Genomic DNA, 18593 nt, shown 5'->3' on the forward strand with positions numbered 1-18593 from the left:
GCATGCAAAGAAGAAATTTCATCAAAAACCTGAGCCTTGGAGGCGCAGCTGCCTCTTTGGTTGGCGGTAGTAGTTTGGCTGCTTATGCCAATGAATCAAGGGCAGGGCAACCATTCAACCTGGATTATGCGCCTCATTTCGGCATGTTCAAAAACCATGGGGGAGACGGATTGGTAGATCAGCTGAAATTTATGGCAGATCAGGGTTTCCGCTCCTTGGAAGACAATGGCCTCTTGGGCAGACCGGTAGAAGATCAAAATCTGATCGGCAGAACCTTGGAACAGCTTGGCATGCGCATGGGGGTATTCGTCGTAGACGGTGGTGACAATTGGAAAGTATCACTGACCACTGGCAAGCAGGAGTTTATCGACAATTTCGTGAATACCTGCAAAAAATCCGTAGAGGCCGCCAAGAGGGTCAATGCCAAATGGGCGACAGTGGTGCCTGGTTATTTCGAAAGGAAATTGCCCATTGGAATTCAGACAGGCCATGTGATTGAGGCACTCAAACGCGGGGCAGAAGTATTTGAACCGCATGGACTGGCTATGGTGCTGGAGCCGCTCAGTGACAACCCTGACCTTTTTCTGAGATTTTCGGACCAAAGCTATGCCATCTGCAAAGCTGTGGACAGCCCATCCTGCAAGATCCTTTATGATATCTACCATATGCAGCGCAACGAAGGCAACCTGATAGCCATGATGGACCTGGCATGGGATGAAATCGCCTATATCCAAATCGGCGACAATCCCGGCAGAAAAGAACCCGGTACAGGAGAGATCAATTACCTGAATGTATTCAAACATATCGATGCCAAAGGCTTTAAAGGCATCTGCGGTATGGAACATGGCAATGCTTTGCCAGGAAAAGAAGGGGAAACTGCGTTGATTGCGGCTTATAGGAAGGCGGATGGGTTTAAATGAGATATGAGACGTGAGACGTGAGATTTGAGACGTGACTTGAGACATGAGATTTGAGATGGCATTTTGGTAGAGAATGAGATTTGGGACCGAAGACGGAGAAGGATTATCTTGTGTTAGACTGAGAATAGTGAGATAAGAGTCAGGTTGGCAAAAAATGTCCAAGATACTAACAAAGCCTCTCCTTGTCACTTCGACTACAGGTCTTGTCCGCCGAGGCGGAAGAAGTCTGGTCCATGCTGGAAGGGAATGTGAGGTTAAATTTGAAAACCTCTCCCATGTGAGTGTCTCCTCTCCCATGGACGAAAGAGACTCCTCCGCCGATGTGAGTGTCACTCACATGGGCGAAGGGGGATGAACGAAAGTTTTTGGTTTCAGGAATAATTTTTTATTTTAGAGATGTTTTTAGCTGATTTTTTATGAAGAAGATTTTTGTCAAAAATGGAACAATCGATAAAACCCAGATGGTTTTTCTGGAGTTTCCCTATGATTTTGAATTGAAGGAATTGGTCAAGACATTTCCCGGAATGGATTGGAACAAAAAACTCAAAGTATGGTATATCCCCTATTCAGACCAAAGGCTAACAGAACTTATTCAATTTTTTAAGGGAAAGGTTTGGCTGGATTATTCCCAATTTAAGAAAGTGTCCATACCTGTTGAAAAAATCAGGAATGATCTGAGTCCCCTTGATTCAGGGATAGGTGAGGAAATCATAAAATTTGAGCAATGGATGCGGAACAAAAGGTACAGTGAAAGCAGCATCAAAACTTATAGGGATGCATTATCAGTATTTTTCCGGTTTTTGGAAAACAAGCCTATAACAGAAGTTGAAAGCTCAGACTTAGAAAAATTCAATACGGAATATATCATCGCAAAGAGGTATTCGAGTTCATACCAGAACCAATTTGTCAACGCCGTCAAATTGTTTTTGGTCAATAGCCATAATAAAAAGTTAAACCCCGAAATTATCTCAAGACCAAAAAAAGAGAAATTATTGCCCAATGTACTGAGCAAAGAGGAGGTGAAGATGATATTGGAAGCTCACAAAAATATAAAACACAAGGCTATGTTGTCTTTAATTTATGCATGCGGACTAAGGAGGAGCGAACTATTAAATTTGAAAATCAAGGATGTCGATTCCAAAAGAAGATTATTGATTGTCCGACAGTCCAAAGGAAAGAAAGACCGTATCGTTCCCATATCGGATAAAATCATAGAACTCTTGAGGAAGTATTACAAAGAATTTATTCCAAAATGTTATTTGTTTGAAGGTAAAATTATGGGAGGAATGTATAGTGAAAAAAGCTTAGAAAGTGTGTTGAAGCAGGCATTGACAAAATCCGGGATTAGTAAGCCTGTTACTTTACATTGGCTTAGGCACTCCTATGCAACTCACTTATTAGAAAGCGGAACCGATTTAAGATTCATACAGGAAATTTTGGGACATAAAAGCAGCAAGACTACAGAGATTTACACCCATGTAAGTACCAAGAGTCTTCAAAATATCAAATCCCCTTTTGATGATCTTTAAAGAAAAAATAGTTATTATTAAATCCTGATAAAAAAGAAAATTTATCAGGGTTATTCCTCTAAAACAAGTGGAGTATCCCTGACCACATCAGGGGTATAAACAAGTTGAACTAAACCTCCTTCGTCGGTAGTTTTTCTGTATTCCATCATAAAGGCCTGATTTTTAACAATATGTATTAAATTTATTCCATGTTCAATCTTTAACTAATTTAATCATGGAAAAAAAAGTTTGCGCCAGAGGATGTATGAGGAGATGTCCTACAGACATTATTCTCCCAGAAGCATCAAGACCTATCTTAGCCTGGTATCTGTAGTATCAGCTCATTTTGGAAAAAGTCCGGATCTGATCAGTATCCCCGAATTAAAGGACTACCTTTTTAAAAGGATCAGTTTGGACGGACTTTCGGTATCAAGCATCAACCAGACAATCAGTGCCTTTAAAATACTTTTCAAAGACGTGCTTGAAAGAGATTGGGATACTATCAGGATCAAACGGCCAAGACGTCCCAAGCTGCTTCCGGTTGTATTCTCAAAGGAAGAAGTGTCGCTTATCCTTAAGAGTATCAGGAACAGAAAGCACTATTGCCTGATAGCCCTTACCTACGCCTCGGGGCTCAGGCTTGGTGAGGTGATCAGTCTCAAGCCCGGCGATATAGACAGTGACAGGATGCAGCTTAAAGTGAGGGGAGGCAAGGGATACAAGGACAGGTATACCCTTCTGCCCCATAAGTTACTGGTACAGCTTCGGGATTACTTCAAAAGCTACCGTCCGGTTACTTATCTCTTTGAAGGGCAGGTGCCGGGAAAGCCATACAGCGAAAAAAGCGCACAGTCTGTTCTGAAAAAGGCCATGGAATGTGCCGGAATAACAAAGCATGCCTCTTTCCATACCCTGCGGCATTCCTTCGCCACGCACCTGCTCGAGCAGGGGACCAATGTCAGGATAATCCAGGAACTCCTGGGACACAGATCCCTTAAGACCACTACGGTCTACCTGCATATCTGCAATCTGGATCCGGCCCTGATCAAAAGTCCCCTGGATGAGCTTTGATGGATGCTGTCAACAAGAGGAATGGTGGGGCCGAACTCTCAACAGTCCTGGATTCCCAAAAGGAGGTCTTCCTGTCGCAGAAGCATCTGTGCCCTGATCAGAGAAAGGCCTTTAACGACATCCTCCATTGCCGGACATCACAAATGGGCTCACACAGTCTCTGTTGTGACTCCTGCGGTACGGTCAAAGTCTGCTATAACAGCTGCAGGAACCGTCACTGTCCGAAGTGCCAGTACATCAAGCAGCAGTTGTGGGTGGAAAAGCTAAAGTGCAGGCTTCTGCCTGTCAGGTACTTTCACGCCGTGTTTACGGTTCCTGAGTTTCTCAATCCATTGTTCTACATCAACCAGAGGTTCTGTTACAACCTGCTCTTTGAATGTTCCGCAAAAGCAGTAAAGAAGACTGCCCTGAACCCGGCATTTCTGGGAGTCGAAAGCGGCTGTCTGTCGGTACTCCACACTTGGGGCCAATCCCTGAACTACCACCCCCACATCCATATGCTGGTTCCTGCAGGAGGGCTTGACAGTGACGGGATGCAGTGGCTGTATGCCGGCAAAAAGTTCTTCGTTCCGGTAAAGGCCCTTTCGGCTGTGTTCCGGGGACTGTTCATGGAAAGGCTTCTGGGAGCACTGGAGGATAACCTTCTCAGGATACCCGAAGGTCAAAAAGAGCTGTTTGCCGATATCAATAGTCTGAAAAGGGAATCTTACGCAAAGATGTGGAATGTCTATATCAAGAAGACCTTCAGGGGGGCGGGCCAGGTGGTCAGCTACCTTGGCAGGTACACCCACAGGGTAGCGATCAGCAACAGCCGTATTCTGGATACAGATGGTGAAACCGTAAAATTCAGGTGGAAGGATTACAGGGACAACAAAACCAAAACCATGTTGCTTGCCTGTTCCGAGTTTGTCAGAAGATTTATGCAACATGTACTGCCAACAGGCTTCTACAAAATCCGCTATTACGGCATCTTGGCCTCGGCCAACAGCAACACCAAAATGAATGAATGTTTCAGGCTGTTGAACATAACAAGGGAGGTGTCATTTTACCATGGGCTGAGCACCTACGAGGTGATGGAGGAGATTTTCGGAGAAGAGATGTTCAGGTGTAGCTGCTGCAAGAACGGAAGGATGGTCTTTGCCACGCCCGAAGGAAAAGCAAATGGTCCCTGAATGAAAAAGCAGGGATGAAGTTCTTTGAAAAGCTGAAAGAAAAACAAAACAGAGGTTCTGTTACAGGGAAAGGTATGCCCGGTCCCAAACAAAATTTCCGGGTAAAAAAGCGGAATCCGTCCAAAACTTCAGGACAATGGTCCAAAACCAGACAAAACCTTCAAAGCAAAGCAGATAAATACCCATAGGTGTAGCACGGCTTAGTCCAACTATGTTTTAAACGCAATCTTGAAACGCCAATTTATTTTGGCTATTTTTTTGGCTAGATTGCGTCTAAAACACTTTACGTTATGCCCAAGCGTAAAAAGACAGTGCAACCCTGAAAGTGACGACTGAAAAACGGAGACTTTGCAACCTGACAATTTAAGCGGACTGACTTAAAAGCGTTCTTTAACAAACTGACACGGTAAGACCAAGCCGACACGCAAACCGACCCGAATGTTTTTAAAATTTTTCCCACCGCACATTTTAAAAAATAATTTTAGCCAGCCGCACATTGGCACATTTGCAAAACCGCACCAGCCGACCCACAACCCAAGTTTTGCAAAAGAGCCAATTTTGCCCACCCGCCTGACAATGATAATCTGTTGAAAACTTTGGAGACTTTTTCAGATGGTTTTCCAAAGAAGTTTGTATTTTTGACAAAATCATTCAAAATAGAATTGTTCAAAATGGACAGCTTAGGCGAAACGATAAGAAAACTACGGGAAGAGAAGGAATTGCCTCTGCGGACAGTTGCGGCATTCCTTGACATTGACCAAGCAATTTTAAGCAAAATTGAAAGAGGACAACGCAATGCAAACCGTGAACAGGTAGTAAAACTTGCCGAGTTTTTTAAGATTAAAGAAAATGACTTGCTTGTGTCTTGGCTGTCTGACAAGTTGGTGTATGAGGTAGCGGACGAAGATGTGGCATTGAAAGCATTACAAGTAGCAGAAGAAAAAGTTAAGTATCAGAAAAAGAATAAGAAATGAGCTATAAATACATTTACCAAAAAGAAGAAAAAGAGTTGGAATTTAATGCCTCCAAGCCAATGGAGAGCACAGCTCAAATACGTAATGAAATAATGTCAAAATTCTTTTTGGCAGACAATCTCAATTTCTTAATGAGTAATGGTTGCTCATATTATGCAGGTTCGGAGGCAATTAATGAAGAAAATGAAAAAGCTGATTATGCCAAAATTTTATCTGAACATAAATTCAAAACAAAAATAGATGAAGCCATTCAAAAAAGAGTAAATGAATTAGCAAAAGAAAGACCTGAATTAGCCCTTGATAAATTATTTGAATTAAAATTATTTTTTGAAAGCACATTACCCAACAAAGAAATTGCAGTAGAAATAGTTGAGTTAATTGAATCTTTCAAAGAGGCATTCATAAAACAGTTTGTCTTAAGTATTGATTATCGTAAAAACCAATTACATAAATCATTTCTTAAAAGGCTTTTGTCGAGAGATAGCAAACTTTCAAAGCCCAACATTTTTACATTAAACTATGATTTATTGTTTGAAATGACTGCTGAAAAGCTTGGAATCTTTGTAAATAATGGGTTCACAGGATTTCACGAAAGAGCATTTTATCCATCTGCATATCAAATCGATTATCACCTAAAAAATCCAGAAGGTGCTAAACGCATTAACAAGAGTGTAAACCTATTTAAACTACACGGTTCATTAAGTTGGTATGCTGACGAAAACAAACCACCGTATGGTATTGGGGAACGACAAGTTATTCCAGTTGATGGGAAAATTGAATATGACCAAATTAAAGAAGGAACAATAATATACCCTGTTCAATCAAAGAAAAAGCATTCTCTTGATTTGCCATACAGCGAGATGCTAAGGCAGTTTGTTGAAACTCTAAATAAACACAATTCTGTTTTAATCATTGCGGGTTACAGCTTTTTAGATGAACACGTAAATGATATAATTGCAAACGCAATAGCAAACCCTGATTTTAACCTTTTGATTTTTTCATACGAAGATGAGCCTCAAAACAACAAATCAAACTTTCTTAAACAACTTTATGAAGATGCCAAAAATGACACAAGAATAACAATGTTTTACGGAAAGTATTTTGGTGATTTTGAAAATATTGTAAACTTTTTAATGCCATTCCCTGAAATGCATAACCCTATGGAAGATATTTTCAGTGTATTTCAAAAACTTAAAAAAGCAACAAACTAATGTTACAGGAAAATATAGGCATAGGTAAAATTGTAAAGATTGATGGTTTAAACATTACAATCGAGATTGCCCGTGAGCAAGACATTAGAAAAATATTATTGCAATGGAACATCAAAGATTATTTGGTATCTATTCATAAATATGTTTTTGCTTTTCTTCCGAACAACAAAAAAATAATTGCACGAATAACGAAAGTATTTGACAAAGACCTTTTTAAGACGGATAACATTTATGATAAAGAACATCCAAAATACTTAATTGAAGCCAACTTAACTGCTATTTATGACGACTTCACCGACAAGTTAGATACAGGCATAAATACTTTCCCTATTATCGGAACAGAAGTTTTTGTCCTTGACAATAAAGTATATAAACAGTTGCTTACTGTAACATCTGATTATAAACTTGAAATCGGGCAAAGTTTTGTTGACGATAGTTTAAAAGTAACGGCAAACCCCGATATTCTTTTTGGTAAACATCTTGGAGTTTTTGGAAATACAGGAACAGGAAAAAGTTGCACGGTTGCTTCAATTATTCAGGGTTTAAAACGTAGAGTTTATGATAAGAATAACGCCAAAATTTCTGTAAATCCTAAAGTAATAATCTTTGATGCTAATAATGAATATAGAAAAGCATTTGAAAACACAGAGTTCACAGTAAAATACATATCAAAAACCGAAATAAAGCTACCTCACAGTGCTTTAAGTATGAGTGAATATATCCAATTCTTTGAAGCTTCATCAGGAGTTCAAGCCCCAGTTTTAACAGAAGCAATAGAGGGTTTGAAAGGCAAAAAAGATTTTTTCGATTTAGATAAGTTATGCCCTAAAATTGAAAACATAGTAACGGAAAAAGCTGAGGGAAATAATTTTAGCTATTCACAATGGAGAGGTTGGGTATCGACAATGCTTAACAGAATTAATCGAGTTACTGCAAATGTAGAGCTACAAGACATTATTAATTCAGAAGAAAATATTGTAGATAACATCCTTGACAGTGATGACGAAATAACCATCATTGAAGCAGATTTTGACCGCAAGGAATTAGATATTTTAATTTTCATTTTCAGCAAGTTATTATACAGACGAGCAGTAAGAGATAAAGGGAAAAAGAATATAGTTGTTGTATTTGAGGAAGCTCATAGGTATATCAATGAAAGTGATACAGAGGACTATTCATTAGGAAATTACTACATTGAAAGACTTGCAAGAGAAGGAAGAAAATTTTGTTTAAGTCTTATTATTTCCAGTCAACGTCCATCAGAATTGTCAAAAACAGTTCTATCACAATGCAATTCTTTTATAATTCATAGGATTACCAATAGGAACGATTTAGAATTTGTGAGTAAGGTTGTAAGGGCTGATAATGTGGAACTTTTAAAAGTTATACCCGGACTTGAAAGACAATACGCAATTACAACAGGAGAAGCATTTAGTTATTCTGACATTGTTAAAATTGCAAATGCAGACCCTGTAACTGATAGTAAAGACCCTGAAGTAATTGGAAATTGGTCAACTCCTGAAAATATTGTTGCTGAAGCAACACAAAAAATAATTGTAAACGAATAGAAATTAAGATATGCCAACACTCCATTTCAAAGGAAAAACTTTTGTGCAGAACCACCATTTGGCGGTGAAGTATCACCAATTGGTGCCGAAAAAAGAATTTAGCCTGACTAATAAAGTTTCCTTGCACGATAACCTGATTATTCAAGGCGATAATCTGAAAGCCTTGAAGGCATTACTTCCAACTTATGCAGGGAAAGTAAAATGTATTTACATTGATGTTCCTTATAATACAGGCAACGAAAATTGGGTTTATAACGACAATGTAAACAGCCCAATGATTCAAGAATGGTTAGGAAAAGCCGTTGATATTGAAGATTTGACAAGGCACGATAAATGGCTTTGTATGATGATGCCTCGCTTAAAACTATTGCGTGAACTTTTAAGCGAAGATGGCGTAATTTTCATTTCTTGTGATGACAATGAACTTGCTAATTTACGTGTGTTGTTAAATGAAATTTTTGGTGAAAATAATTTTTACAGTCAGGTAATTGTAAGGGCAAATAGCAGGGGGCAAACTTATAATCAAATTGCAAAGACCCACGAATATTTAATTGTTTATACCAAAAATCCCGAAACTGAATTGTTTGAACTTGAAAAGGACAGTGAATCAAATGATTTAAACCTTAATGACGAAATAGGTGCATTTAATGTTCGAGAACTTAGAAATCGAAACCCGAAATTCGGAAAACATAATCGTCCAAACTTGTTTTATCCAATTTACATAAACCCAAAATCAAGTGATAAAGACGGATTTTGCTTGGTCTCATTAACAGAAAGTAAAGAGTTTTCCGAAATGGTTGAACCTTTCAATTCTCAAATGAAGGAAAGTTGTTGGAGATGGGGAAAAGATAAGGTTACAAAAAACGTATCTGCAAAAACAACCACAAGCAACTTGGTTGCTAAAAAGAAAAATGATGGCTCTTATGGAATTTACGAGAAATATCGTAAAACTACTTTTAAGCCAAAATCCATTTGGGACGACAATTCATTTTTGAATGAAACAGGAACAATTGAGTTAAGGGAATTGGGATTAGAAAATAAATTTGATTTTCCAAAACCGAAATCTTTGGTAAAACAATGTATTGCCCTTGCTACAAGTGAAGGAGATATTGTTCTTGACAGTTTTTCGGGTTCAGGAACAACTGCCCAAGCAGTTTTGGAACTTAATGAGGAAAGCGGAATTGAAAGAAATTTCATCTTGGTTGAAATGGAGAGTTACGCAAATGAATTGACAGCAGAAAGAACAAGACGTGTTATCAAAGGCGTAAAAACTGCCAAAAGCGAATTGCTCAAAAAAGGAACAGGCGGTTCATTCAGTTACTTTGAATTGGGCGACACTATTGAAATGGAAAGTTTACTTAGAGGCAAAAATCTTCCTTCGTTTACAGAGTTTGCCCGATACCTTTTCTACACCGCTACAGGCGAAGAATTTAACGAAAAGTCAATCAACGAAAAAACAGGGTTTATAGGAGAAAGCAAAAACTACGAAGCGTATTTGTTTTACAAAGCAGATATTGAATGGCTCAAGAAAAATGCTTTGACTTTGGAACTTTGCAAAGGTTTACCAAAATTCAAAAACAAACAACGCTTGATATTTGCCCCTGCAAAATATGTTGACGACCATACTTTGTTGGATTACCGAATTGATTTTTGCCAGTTGCCTTACGAAATTTATAGAATACAAAGATGAGACTAAAGCACTATCAAGAAAAAGTTTTAAAGGAACTCAAAGAATATTTGAGTGCTTTGGCTGATGCTAAAAAAGAGTTTGAGGAAATTGCCGAACTCAAACCGCATTTGGCAAAGCATATTAATTTTCCGAAAGAGGCTTGGGAAAAATCAACAGGTCGTTTGGTTTACAGTTCTAAAACCAACGGATTAGACGAGCCATTGCCCGATATTTATTTCAAAGTGCCAACAGGTGGAGGTAAAACATTGGTGGCTTGCCACGCTATTGATAATATCCAAAAAACATATCTCAACAAGCAAACAGGATTGATTTTGTGGATTGTTCCCTCTACACAAATTTATCGTCAAACCATTTCTGCATTAAAAAACCGAGAGCATCCATACCGTCAGGTTTTGGATATTTCAAGCGGTGGCAGAACGCTTATCAAGGAAAAAACAGAGATATTTAATCGCCTTGATGTTGAAGAAAACTTGGTGGTTTTAATGCTGATGCTTCCTTCTGCCAACCGTCAAAACAAAGAAACGCTAAAGGTTTTCAGAGACCAAGGCGGATTTACTGACTTTTTCCCTCGTGAAGATGATTTTGAAGGACACAAGAAATTAAAAGAATTGATTCCGAATTTGGATTGCTTCACTACTGAAATGGAAGTATTCGGAACGCAAATAAAAACTTCTCTTGGAAACACATTAAAAGTATTGCGTCCGCTTGTGGTAATTGACGAAGGACACAGGGCTTATGGAGAATTGGCAAGAAATACCGTTAGAAATTTCAATCCTTCATTTATTCTTGAATTATCGGCAACACCCCCACCCAACAGCAACGAGTTGGTAAAAATTACAGGTCGGGAACTGCACGAAGAAGAAATGATAAAGTTGGATATTCACCTAACCAACAAAACAAGTTTAGATTGGCAAGACACTTTATTGGCAAGTTTTGAAAAGCGAAACGATTTAGAGAAAAAAGCCAAAGAATACGAAGGAAACACAGGTGAATATATTCGTCCAATTTGCTTGATTCAGGTTGAAAGAACAGGAAAAGACCAAAAAGATAAAAAGTTTATTCACGCAGAAGATGCCAAAGAATATTTAATCAAAAAATGCAATGTTCCCGAAAGCCATATTGCGATAAAGTCAAGTGAAAAAGACGATATTGAAGGTATTGACTTATTCGCAAATGATTGTGAGATACGTTATATCATAACCAAACAGGCATTACAAGAGGGTTGGGATTGTTCTTTTGCTTATGTGCTTACAGTGCTTACCAATCCGTCATCAGCAACAGGAATTACACAATTAGTCGGAAGGATTTTAAGACAGCCCTTTGCACGAAAAACCAAAATCAAAGATTTGGACGAGTGTTATGTTTATACTTTCAGACAAAATGCCAAATCCTTGGTAAGTGAAATTAAAAAAGGGTTGGAAGATGAAGGATTGGGCGATATAGCAGGCAGAATTGTAAGTGATGATGCAGGAACAGACACAGGCGGTTTAAAAGACCGTGTAATGCAATATCGTTCGGGCTTTAAAAAGTTTGAAGGAAAAATATACTTGCCAAAATTCGTCATTCAGGAAAAAGAAAGTTGGCGGGATATGAATTTTGAAATTGATATTCTCAGCGAAATTGATTGGGAAAGTATCAATATTGATGAAATCAAAAATCTTTCACTTCAAAATAAGCGAAACAAAGAACAGGAAATTGCTTTAGGCTTGAGTGATGAAGAAAAGGAGTTGCTAAAAGAAACGGGCAGAGAAGAAAAATCAGGCACATTAGAAATTGACGAAGTATTTCTGACAAGACAGATAACGGAAATCATTCCTAATCCTTGGCATTGTTTTCAAATCGGAGAAAAGGCTATTAAACTTCTTTTGGAAAAATACGAGCGTGAAATAGTTGCAGCCAATTTTGTTTTCATCATTGAAGAACTCAAAAAGATTTTAGAGAAAGAACGAAACCGTTTATCAGAACAGGTTTTCAGAAAAATGGTTGCCGACAAAAAATTATGTTTCTTCCTGATTACAGATAAAGGAGGTTTTGAATTACCATCAAGAATAAAAGTAAAGAGCAACAAACAGTTGGTGCGTAATGACAATACACCAATTCAAAAATCATTGTTCGACTATGTTCCCGAAGAAAACATCAACGACCTTGAAAAATCGGTTGCCATTTACCTTGACGAGCAAGAAAAATTATTGTGGTGGTATCGCAATATGAGCCGACAGGACTACCACATTCAAGGTTGGAAACGAAACAAAATCTATCCTGACTTTCTTGCAGCAGACAAGCAAGAAGAAAAAGACGATTACGGAACTGTGTATGTTTTGGAAACAAAAGGAATCCACCTTAAAAATGAGGACACCAAATACAAACAAGACGTATTTGCACTTTGCAATGAATTGGGAGCAAAGAAAGCTTGGAAAGAACTCTTTGATGAATTTCCAGACCACGACTTTGAATTTCAAGTAGTATTTGAGGACGAGTGGCAAAATAAGATTAACGAACTAATGGAATAAGCCAATGCACAGGTGTAAGCACATACCACAGCCCCTCAAAGCCGACCCACAAGCCAAAGCTGTGGTAAGAGCTTCCACCTCTCCCACCCGAGAAAAATTATTTTTTAAAATCTCCTTCCCTTCTAAAAATTTTAAAAACGCCAACACACAACCCGACAGAAAAACATTCGGACAGTTGGTTGCAAAACTCAATATTGACAAGGGTTTCGAGACACGGACGACAAGAACGCCAGGGCATAACAGCACCTATAAGAAATTGGCGGCTCAGTGGTTAAATGAAGTTCAGTTTTTCAATCAAACTTTCGTGCAGGTTGACAGTTTTGTGCTTCGAAATCGCCAACTTCTTATAGCTGCAAACCGTTGAACTAAACCTCCTTCGTCGGTAGTTTTTCTGTATTCCATCATAAAGGCCTGATTTTTAACAATATGTATTAAATTTATTCCATGTTCAATCTTTAACTAATTTAATCATGGAAAAAAAAGTTTGCGCCAGAGGATGTATGAGGAGATGTCCTACAGACATTATTCTCCCAGAAGCATCAAGACCTATCTTAGCCTGGTATCTGTAGTATCAGCTCATTTTGGAAAAAGTCCGGATCTGATCAGTATCCCCGAATTAAAGGACTACCTTTTTAAAAGGATCAGTTTGGACGGACTTTCGGTATCAAGCATAAACCAGACAATCAGTGCCTTTAAAATACTTTTCAAAGACGTGCTTGAAAGAGATTGGGATACTATCAGGATCAAACGGCCAAGACGTCCCAAGCTGCTTCCGGTTGTATTCTCAAAGGAAGAAGTGTCGCATATCCTTAAGAGTATCAGGAACAGAAAGCACTATTGCCTGATAGCCCTTACCTACGCCTCGGGGCTCAGGCTTGGTGAGGTGATCAGTCTCAAGCCCGGCGATATAGACAGTGACAGGATGCAGCTTAAAGTGAGGGGAGGCAAGGGATACAAGGACAGGTATACCCTTCTGCCCCATAAGTTACTGGTACAGCTTCGGGATTACTTCAAAAGCTACCGTCCGGTTACTTATCTCTTTGAAGGGCAGGTGCCGGGAAAGCCATACAGCGAAAAAAGCGCACAGTCTGTTCTGAAAAAGGCCATGGAATGTGCCGGAATAACAAAGCATGCCTCTTTCCATACCCTGCGGCATTCCTTCGCCACGCACCTGCTCGAGCAGGGGACCAATGTCAGGATAATCCAGGAACTCCTGGGACACAGATCCCTTAAGACCACTACGGTCTACCTGCATATCTGCAATCTGGATCCGGCCCTGATCAAAAGTCCCCTGGATGAGCTTTGATGGATGCTGTCAACAAGAGGAATGGTGGGGCCGAACTCTCAACAGTCCTGGATTCCCAAAAGGAGGTCTTCCTGTCGCAGAAGCATCTGTGCCCTGATCAGAGAAAGGCCTTTAACGACATCCTCCATTGCCGGACATCACAAATGGGCTCACACAGTCTCTGTTGTGACTCCTGCGGTAGGGTCAAAGTCTGCTATAACAGCTGCAGGAACCGCCACTGTCCGAAGTGCCAGTACATCAAGCAGCAGCTTTGGGTGGAAAAGCTAAAGTGCAGGCTTCTGCCTGTCAGGTACTTTCACGCCGTGTTTACGGTTCCTGAGTTTCTCAATCCATTGTTCTACATCAACCAGAGGTTCTGTTACAACCTGCTCTTTGAATGTTCTGCAAAAGCAGTAAAGAAGACGGCCCTGAACCCGGCATTTCTGGGAGTCGAAAGCGGCTGTCTGTCGGTACTCCACACTTGGGGCCAATCCCTGAACTACCACCCCCACATCCATATGCTGGTTCCTGCAGGAGGCCTTGACAGTGACGGGATGCAGTGGCTGTATGCCGGTAAAAAGTTCTTCGTTCCGGTAAAGGCCCTTTCGTCCGTGTTCCGGGGACTGTTCATGGAAAGGCTTTTGGGCGCACTGGAGGATAACCTTCTCAGGATACCCGAAGGTCAAAAAGAGCTGTTTGCCGATATCAATAGTCTGAAAAAGGAATCTTACGCAAAGATGTGGAATGTCTATATCAAGAAGACTTTCAGGGGGGCGGGCCAGGTGGTCAGCTACCTTGGCAGGTATACCCACAGGGTAGCGATCAGCAACAGCCGTATTCTGGATACAGATGGTGAAACCGTAAAATTCAGGTGGAAGGATTACAGGGACAACAAAACCAAAACCATGTTGCTTGCCTGTTCCGAGTTTGTCAGAAGATTTATGCAACATGTACTGCCAACAGGCTTCTACAAAATCCGCTATTACGGCATCTTGGCCTCGGCCAACAGCAACACCAAAATGAATGAATGTTTCAGGCTGTTGAACATAACAAGGGAGGTGTCATTTTACCATGGGCTGAGCACCTACGAGGTGATGGAGGAGATTTTCGGAGAAGAGATGTTCAGGTGTACCTGCTGCAAGAACGGAAGGATGGTCTTTGCCCCGCCCGGGGAAAAAGGAAACGGTCCCTGAATGAAAAAGCAGGGATGAAGTTCTTTGAAAAGCTGAAAGAAAAACAAAACAGAGGTTCTGTTACAGGGAAAGGTATGCCCGGTCCCAAACAAAATTTCCGAGGAAAAAAGCGGAATCCGTCCAAAACTTCAGGACAATGGTCCAAAACCAGACAAAACCTTCAAAGCAAAGCAGATAAATACCCATAGGTGTAGCACGGCTTAGTCCAACTATGTTTTAAACGCAATCTTGAAACGCCAATTTATTTTGGCTATTTTTTTGGCTAGATTGCGTCTAAAACACTTTACGTTACCTGCAAGCAAAAAAAACACAACTATGCTAAAATTTAAATTGACCCTATTCAGTTGTTTCTTTCTAATTAATGTGTTCGGTCAAAAAATGGAAGTTGTCTTCTTGGACCAAACTGACTCAACACGAAATAATTACACAATTATTTATCCAGATAATAAACCTATTACTGGATTAATTTTTATAATTCCTGGATTTGGACAGTCTGCGGAAAGAACCTTAGAACAAACTGATTTGCCTATTAAAACTGCCGAAAAAGGGTTGCTAACAATAATCCCAACATTACAAGATGGTGTTCAATCATTTGGAGTTGATGACCTAAGCCAAGAGTCGTTGAATAATATAATTCAAGATGTAACAAATAAGCATAAGTTATCAGGGCTTCCATTTTTTATTGGAGGATTTTCTATTGGTGGAAGTTGTGCAATAAAATACGCACAGAATGCAAAAGTTAAACCGGTCGCAGTATTTGCCGTTGACCCCCCTTTGGATTTTGAACGGTTTTATAATTCCAGTAAAAGAGATATTAGACTTTCTCTTGATAGAGAACCTAGTCAAGAAAATGTATATATGGTGGAAAGGATTGAGAAAGAATTCAATGGTACACCTGAAACATCATTATCAAATTTTTATGCAATTTCTCCATATTCATTCTCTGACCACAATCAAACAGCGGTGAAAAGGTTTGGAAATATTCCTTTGAGAATTTATACAGAGCCTGATGTAGATTGGTGGCTTAAAGAAAGGGATTTTGATTTTTCCAATATCAACGGACCTGATTGTTCAGCAATGATAAACGAGCTTAACAGACTTGGAAATAACAAAGCAGAATTAATAGTAACGAATAACAAGGGATATAGAAAACCTTATAATAATAGACATCCTCATTCATGGAGTATTGTGGATAATGATGATTTGTTGATTTGGTTAATTGAGCAAAAAGAAGCCAGCAGGTAACATCACCTTGGAAGACAGCGGGCGGTTCAGAGTAAATAGAAAGTTTAGTATCTTTAGGAAGTTAGGAGTAGGCTGGAAGGGAGCGGCTCCGAAAGCCCGCCGTCTCCAAGCTGAATCACGTTGAACTAAACCTCCTTCGTCGGTAGTTTTTCTGTATTCCATCATAAAGGCCTGATTTTTAACAATATGTATTAAATTTATTCCATGTTCAATCTTTAACTAATTTAATCATGGAAAAAAAAGTTTGCGCCAGAGGATGTATGAGGAGATGTCCTACAGACATTATTCTCCCAGAAGCATCAAGACCTATCTTAGCCTGGTATCTGTAGTATCAGCTCATTTTGGAAAAAGTCCGGATCTGATCAGTATCCCCGAATTAAAGGACTACCTTTTTAAAAGGATCAGTTTGGACGGACTTTCGGTATCAAGCATCAACCAGACAATCAGTGCCTTTAAAATACTTTTCAAAGACGTGCTTGAAAGAGATTGGGATACTATCAGGATCAAACGGCCAAGACGTCCCAAGCTGCTTCCGGTTGTATTCTCAAAGGAAGAAGTGTCGCTTATCCTTAAGAGTATCAGGAACAGAAAGCACTATTGCCTGATAGCCCTTACCTACGCCTCGGGGCTCAGGCTTGGTGAGGTGATCAGTCTCAAGCCCGGCGATATAGACAGTGACAGGATGCAGCTTAAAGTGAGGGGAGGCAAGGGATACAAGGACAGGTATACCCTTCTGCCCCATAAGTTACTGGTACAGCTTCGGGATTACTTCAAAAGCTACCGTCCGGTTACTTATCTCTTTGAAGGGCAGGTGCCGGGAAAGCCATACAGCGAAAAAAGCGCACAGTCTGTTCTGAAAAAGGCCATGGAATGTGCCGGAATAACAAAGCATGCCTCTTTCCATACCCTGCGGCATTCCTTCGCCACGCACCTGCTCGAGCAGGGGACCAATGTCAGGATAATCCAGGAACTCCTGGGACACAGATCCCTTAAGACCACTACGGTCTACCTGCATATCTGCAATCTGGATCCGGCCCTGATCAAAAGTCCCCTGGATGAGCTTTGATGGATGCTGTCAACAAGAGGAATGGTGGGGCCGAACTCTCAACAGTCCTGGATTCCCAAAAGGAGGTCTTCCTGTCGCAGAAGCATCTGTGCCCTGATCAGAGAAAGGCCTTTAACGACATCCTCCATTGCCGGACATCACAAATGGGCTCACACAGTCTCTGTTGTGACTCCTGCGGTACGGTCAAAGTCTGCTATAACAGCTGCAGGAACCGTCACTGTCCGAAGTGCCAGTACATCAAGCAGCAGTTGTGGGTGGAAAAGCTAAAGTGCAGGCTTCTGCCTGTCAGGTACTTTCACGCCGTGTTTACGGTTCCTGAGTTTCTCAATCCATTGTTCTACATCAACCAGAGGTTCTGTTACAACCTGCTCTTTGAATGTTCCGCAAAAGCAGTAAAGAAGACTGCCCTGAACCCGGCATTTCTGGGAGTCGAAAGCGGCTGTCTGTCGGTACTCCACACTTGGGGCCAATCCCTGAACTACCACCCCCACATCCATATGCTGGTTCCTGCAGGAGGGCTTGACAGTGACGGGATGCAGTGGCTGTATGCCGGCAAAAAGTTCTTCGTTCCGGTAAAGGCCCTTTCGGCTGTGTTCCGGGGACTGTTCATGGAAAGGCTTCTGGGAGCACTGGAGGATAACCTTCTCAGGATACCCGAAGGTCAAAAAGAGCTGTTTGCCGATATCAATAGTCTGAAAAGGGAATCTTACGCAAAGATGTGGAATGTCTATATCAAGAAGACCTTCAGGGGGGCGGGCCAGGTGGTCAGCTACCTTGGCAGGTACACCCACAGGGTAGCGATCAGCAACAGCCGTATTCTGGATACAGATGGTGAAACCGTAAAATTCAGGTGGAAGGATTACAGGGACAACAAAACCAAAACCATGTTGCTTGCCTGTTCCGAGTTTGTCAGAAGATTTATGCAACATGTACTGCCAACAGGCTTCTACAAAATCCGCTATTACGGCATCTTGGCCTCGGCCAACAGCAACACCAAAATGAATGAATGTTTCAGGCTGTTGAACATAACAAGGGAGGTGTCATTTTACCATGGGCTGAGCACCTACGAGGTGATGGAGGAGATTTTCGGAGAAGAGATGTTCAGGTGTAGCTGCTGCAAGAACGGAAGGATGGTCTTTGCCACGCCCGAAGGAAAAGCAAATGGTCCCTGAATGAAAAA

The 18593-nt window shown here is 40.5% G+C and carries 17 protein-coding genes; all 17 read left to right on the top strand.

Features of this window, described 5'->3' with window-relative positions:
- Positions 1-2 precede the first annotated feature (2 nt).
- Positions 3-920, top strand: coding sequence for a hydroxypyruvate isomerase family protein (locus B9A52_RS04330; protein ID WP_084119149.1), 918 nt, complete (start codon positions 3-5; stop codon positions 918-920).
- A 416-nt stretch (positions 921-1336) separates the two neighbouring features.
- Complete coding sequence (gene xerA / locus B9A52_RS04335) at positions 1337-2449, top strand: site-specific tyrosine recombinase/integron integrase (RefSeq protein WP_084119150.1); 1113 nt, start codon at positions 1337-1339, stop codon at positions 2447-2449.
- 240 nt (positions 2450-2689) lie between these two features.
- Entirely contained in the window at positions 2690-3499 is an 810-nt protein-coding gene (locus tag B9A52_RS04340) for a tyrosine-type recombinase/integrase (RefSeq protein ID WP_084119151.1), read from the top strand.
- Complete coding sequence (locus B9A52_RS04345; protein WP_084119152.1) at positions 3499-4671, top strand: IS91 family transposase; 1173 nt, start codon at positions 3499-3501, stop codon at positions 4669-4671. The genes B9A52_RS04340 and B9A52_RS04345 overlap by 1 nt, the downstream gene beginning before the upstream one ends.
- A 14-nt stretch (positions 4672-4685) precedes the next feature.
- On the top strand, positions 4686-4859 hold the full coding sequence (locus B9A52_RS25390; RefSeq protein WP_157370051.1) for a hypothetical protein: 174 nt from the start codon (positions 4686-4688) through the stop codon (positions 4857-4859).
- A gap of 408 nt (positions 4860-5267) precedes the next feature.
- Positions 5268-5645 (top strand): helix-turn-helix domain-containing protein, encoded by a 378-nt coding sequence (locus B9A52_RS04355; protein ID WP_317045535.1) that lies wholly within the window; start codon positions 5268-5270, stop codon positions 5643-5645.
- Positions 5642-6856, top strand: a complete 1215-nt coding sequence (locus B9A52_RS04360; RefSeq protein ID WP_084119155.1) for an SIR2 family protein — start codon at positions 5642-5644, stop codon at positions 6854-6856. The genes B9A52_RS04355 and B9A52_RS04360 overlap by 4 nt, the downstream gene beginning before the upstream one ends.
- Positions 6856-8424 (top strand): ATP-binding protein, encoded by a 1569-nt coding sequence (locus tag B9A52_RS04365; RefSeq protein WP_084119156.1) that lies wholly within the window; start codon positions 6856-6858, stop codon positions 8422-8424. Before B9A52_RS04360 ends, B9A52_RS04365 begins: the two co-directional genes overlap by 1 nt.
- A 10-nt stretch (positions 8425-8434) precedes the next feature.
- Positions 8435-10114 (top strand): site-specific DNA-methyltransferase, encoded by a 1680-nt coding sequence (locus tag B9A52_RS04370; protein WP_084119157.1) that lies wholly within the window; start codon positions 8435-8437, stop codon positions 10112-10114.
- Complete coding sequence (locus tag B9A52_RS04375) at positions 10111-12624, top strand: DEAD/DEAH box helicase (RefSeq protein ID WP_084119158.1); 2514 nt, start codon at positions 10111-10113, stop codon at positions 12622-12624. Before B9A52_RS04370 ends, B9A52_RS04375 begins: the two co-directional genes overlap by 4 nt.
- A gap of 4 nt (positions 12625-12628) precedes the next feature.
- Positions 12629-12988, top strand: a complete 360-nt coding sequence (locus tag B9A52_RS04380) for a hypothetical protein (protein ID WP_084119159.1) — start codon at positions 12629-12631, stop codon at positions 12986-12988.
- Positions 12989-13120: 132 nt separating this feature from the next.
- Entirely contained in the window at positions 13121-13930 is an 810-nt protein-coding gene (locus B9A52_RS04385; protein WP_084119160.1) for a tyrosine-type recombinase/integrase, read from the top strand.
- The gene (locus tag B9A52_RS04390; protein WP_084119161.1) at positions 13930-15102 is read left to right on the top strand and encodes an IS91 family transposase; all 1173 of its coding nucleotides are present in this window, start codon (positions 13930-13932) and stop codon (positions 15100-15102) included. Before B9A52_RS04385 ends, B9A52_RS04390 begins: the two co-directional genes overlap by 1 nt.
- 14 nt (positions 15103-15116) lie before the next feature.
- On the top strand, positions 15117-15290 hold the full coding sequence (locus B9A52_RS25395; protein ID WP_157370054.1) for a hypothetical protein: 174 nt from the start codon (positions 15117-15119) through the stop codon (positions 15288-15290).
- A gap of 190 nt (positions 15291-15480) precedes the next feature.
- A complete protein-coding gene (locus B9A52_RS04395; RefSeq protein WP_197687269.1) occupies positions 15481-16347 on the top strand; it encodes a hypothetical protein in 867 nt (288 codons plus the stop codon).
- 256 nt (positions 16348-16603) lie between these two features.
- Positions 16604-17413 carry a tyrosine-type recombinase/integrase gene (locus B9A52_RS04400; RefSeq protein WP_084119151.1) on the top strand — a complete coding sequence of 270 codons (810 nt, stop codon included), beginning with the start codon at positions 16604-16606 and terminating at the stop codon, positions 17411-17413.
- Positions 17413-18585 carry an IS91 family transposase gene (locus tag B9A52_RS04405; protein ID WP_084119152.1) on the top strand — a complete coding sequence of 391 codons (1173 nt, stop codon included), beginning with the start codon at positions 17413-17415 and terminating at the stop codon, positions 18583-18585. Before B9A52_RS04400 ends, B9A52_RS04405 begins: the two co-directional genes overlap by 1 nt.
- The last annotated feature ends 8 nt before the right edge of the window (positions 18586-18593 follow it).

This window comes from Aquiflexum balticum DSM 16537 (assembly GCF_900176595.1).
GTDB classification, from domain to species: Bacteria; Bacteroidota; Bacteroidia; order Cytophagales; family Cyclobacteriaceae; genus Aquiflexum; species Aquiflexum balticum.

Coding starts and splice junctions, on each gene's coding strand:
- B9A52_RS04330 (WP_084119149.1), top strand. CDS start 3: ATGCAAAGAAGAAATTTCATCAAAAACCTGAGCCTTGGAGGCGCAGCT.
- xerA (WP_084119150.1), top strand. CDS start 1,337: ATGAAGAAGATTTTTGTCAAAAATGGAACAATCGATAAAACCCAGATG.
- B9A52_RS04340 (WP_084119151.1), top strand. CDS start 2,690: ATGTATGAGGAGATGTCCTACAGACATTATTCTCCCAGAAGCATCAAG.
- B9A52_RS04345 (WP_084119152.1), top strand. CDS start 3,499: ATGGATGCTGTCAACAAGAGGAATGGTGGGGCCGAACTCTCAACAGTC.
- B9A52_RS25390 (WP_157370051.1), top strand. CDS start 4,686: ATGAAGTTCTTTGAAAAGCTGAAAGAAAAACAAAACAGAGGTTCTGTT.
- B9A52_RS04360 (WP_084119155.1), top strand. CDS start 5,642: ATGAGCTATAAATACATTTACCAAAAAGAAGAAAAAGAGTTGGAATTT.
- B9A52_RS04365 (WP_084119156.1), top strand. CDS start 6,856: ATGTTACAGGAAAATATAGGCATAGGTAAAATTGTAAAGATTGATGGT.
- B9A52_RS04370 (WP_084119157.1), top strand. CDS start 8,435: ATGCCAACACTCCATTTCAAAGGAAAAACTTTTGTGCAGAACCACCAT.
- B9A52_RS04375 (WP_084119158.1), top strand. CDS start 10,111: ATGAGACTAAAGCACTATCAAGAAAAAGTTTTAAAGGAACTCAAAGAA.
- B9A52_RS04380 (WP_084119159.1), top strand. CDS start 12,629: ATGCACAGGTGTAAGCACATACCACAGCCCCTCAAAGCCGACCCACAA.
- B9A52_RS04385 (WP_084119160.1), top strand. CDS start 13,121: ATGTATGAGGAGATGTCCTACAGACATTATTCTCCCAGAAGCATCAAG.
- B9A52_RS04390 (WP_084119161.1), top strand. CDS start 13,930: ATGGATGCTGTCAACAAGAGGAATGGTGGGGCCGAACTCTCAACAGTC.
- B9A52_RS25395 (WP_157370054.1), top strand. CDS start 15,117: ATGAAGTTCTTTGAAAAGCTGAAAGAAAAACAAAACAGAGGTTCTGTT.
- B9A52_RS04395 (WP_197687269.1), top strand. CDS start 15,481: ATGGAAGTTGTCTTCTTGGACCAAACTGACTCAACACGAAATAATTAC.
- B9A52_RS04400 (WP_084119151.1), top strand. CDS start 16,604: ATGTATGAGGAGATGTCCTACAGACATTATTCTCCCAGAAGCATCAAG.
- B9A52_RS04405 (WP_084119152.1), top strand. CDS start 17,413: ATGGATGCTGTCAACAAGAGGAATGGTGGGGCCGAACTCTCAACAGTC.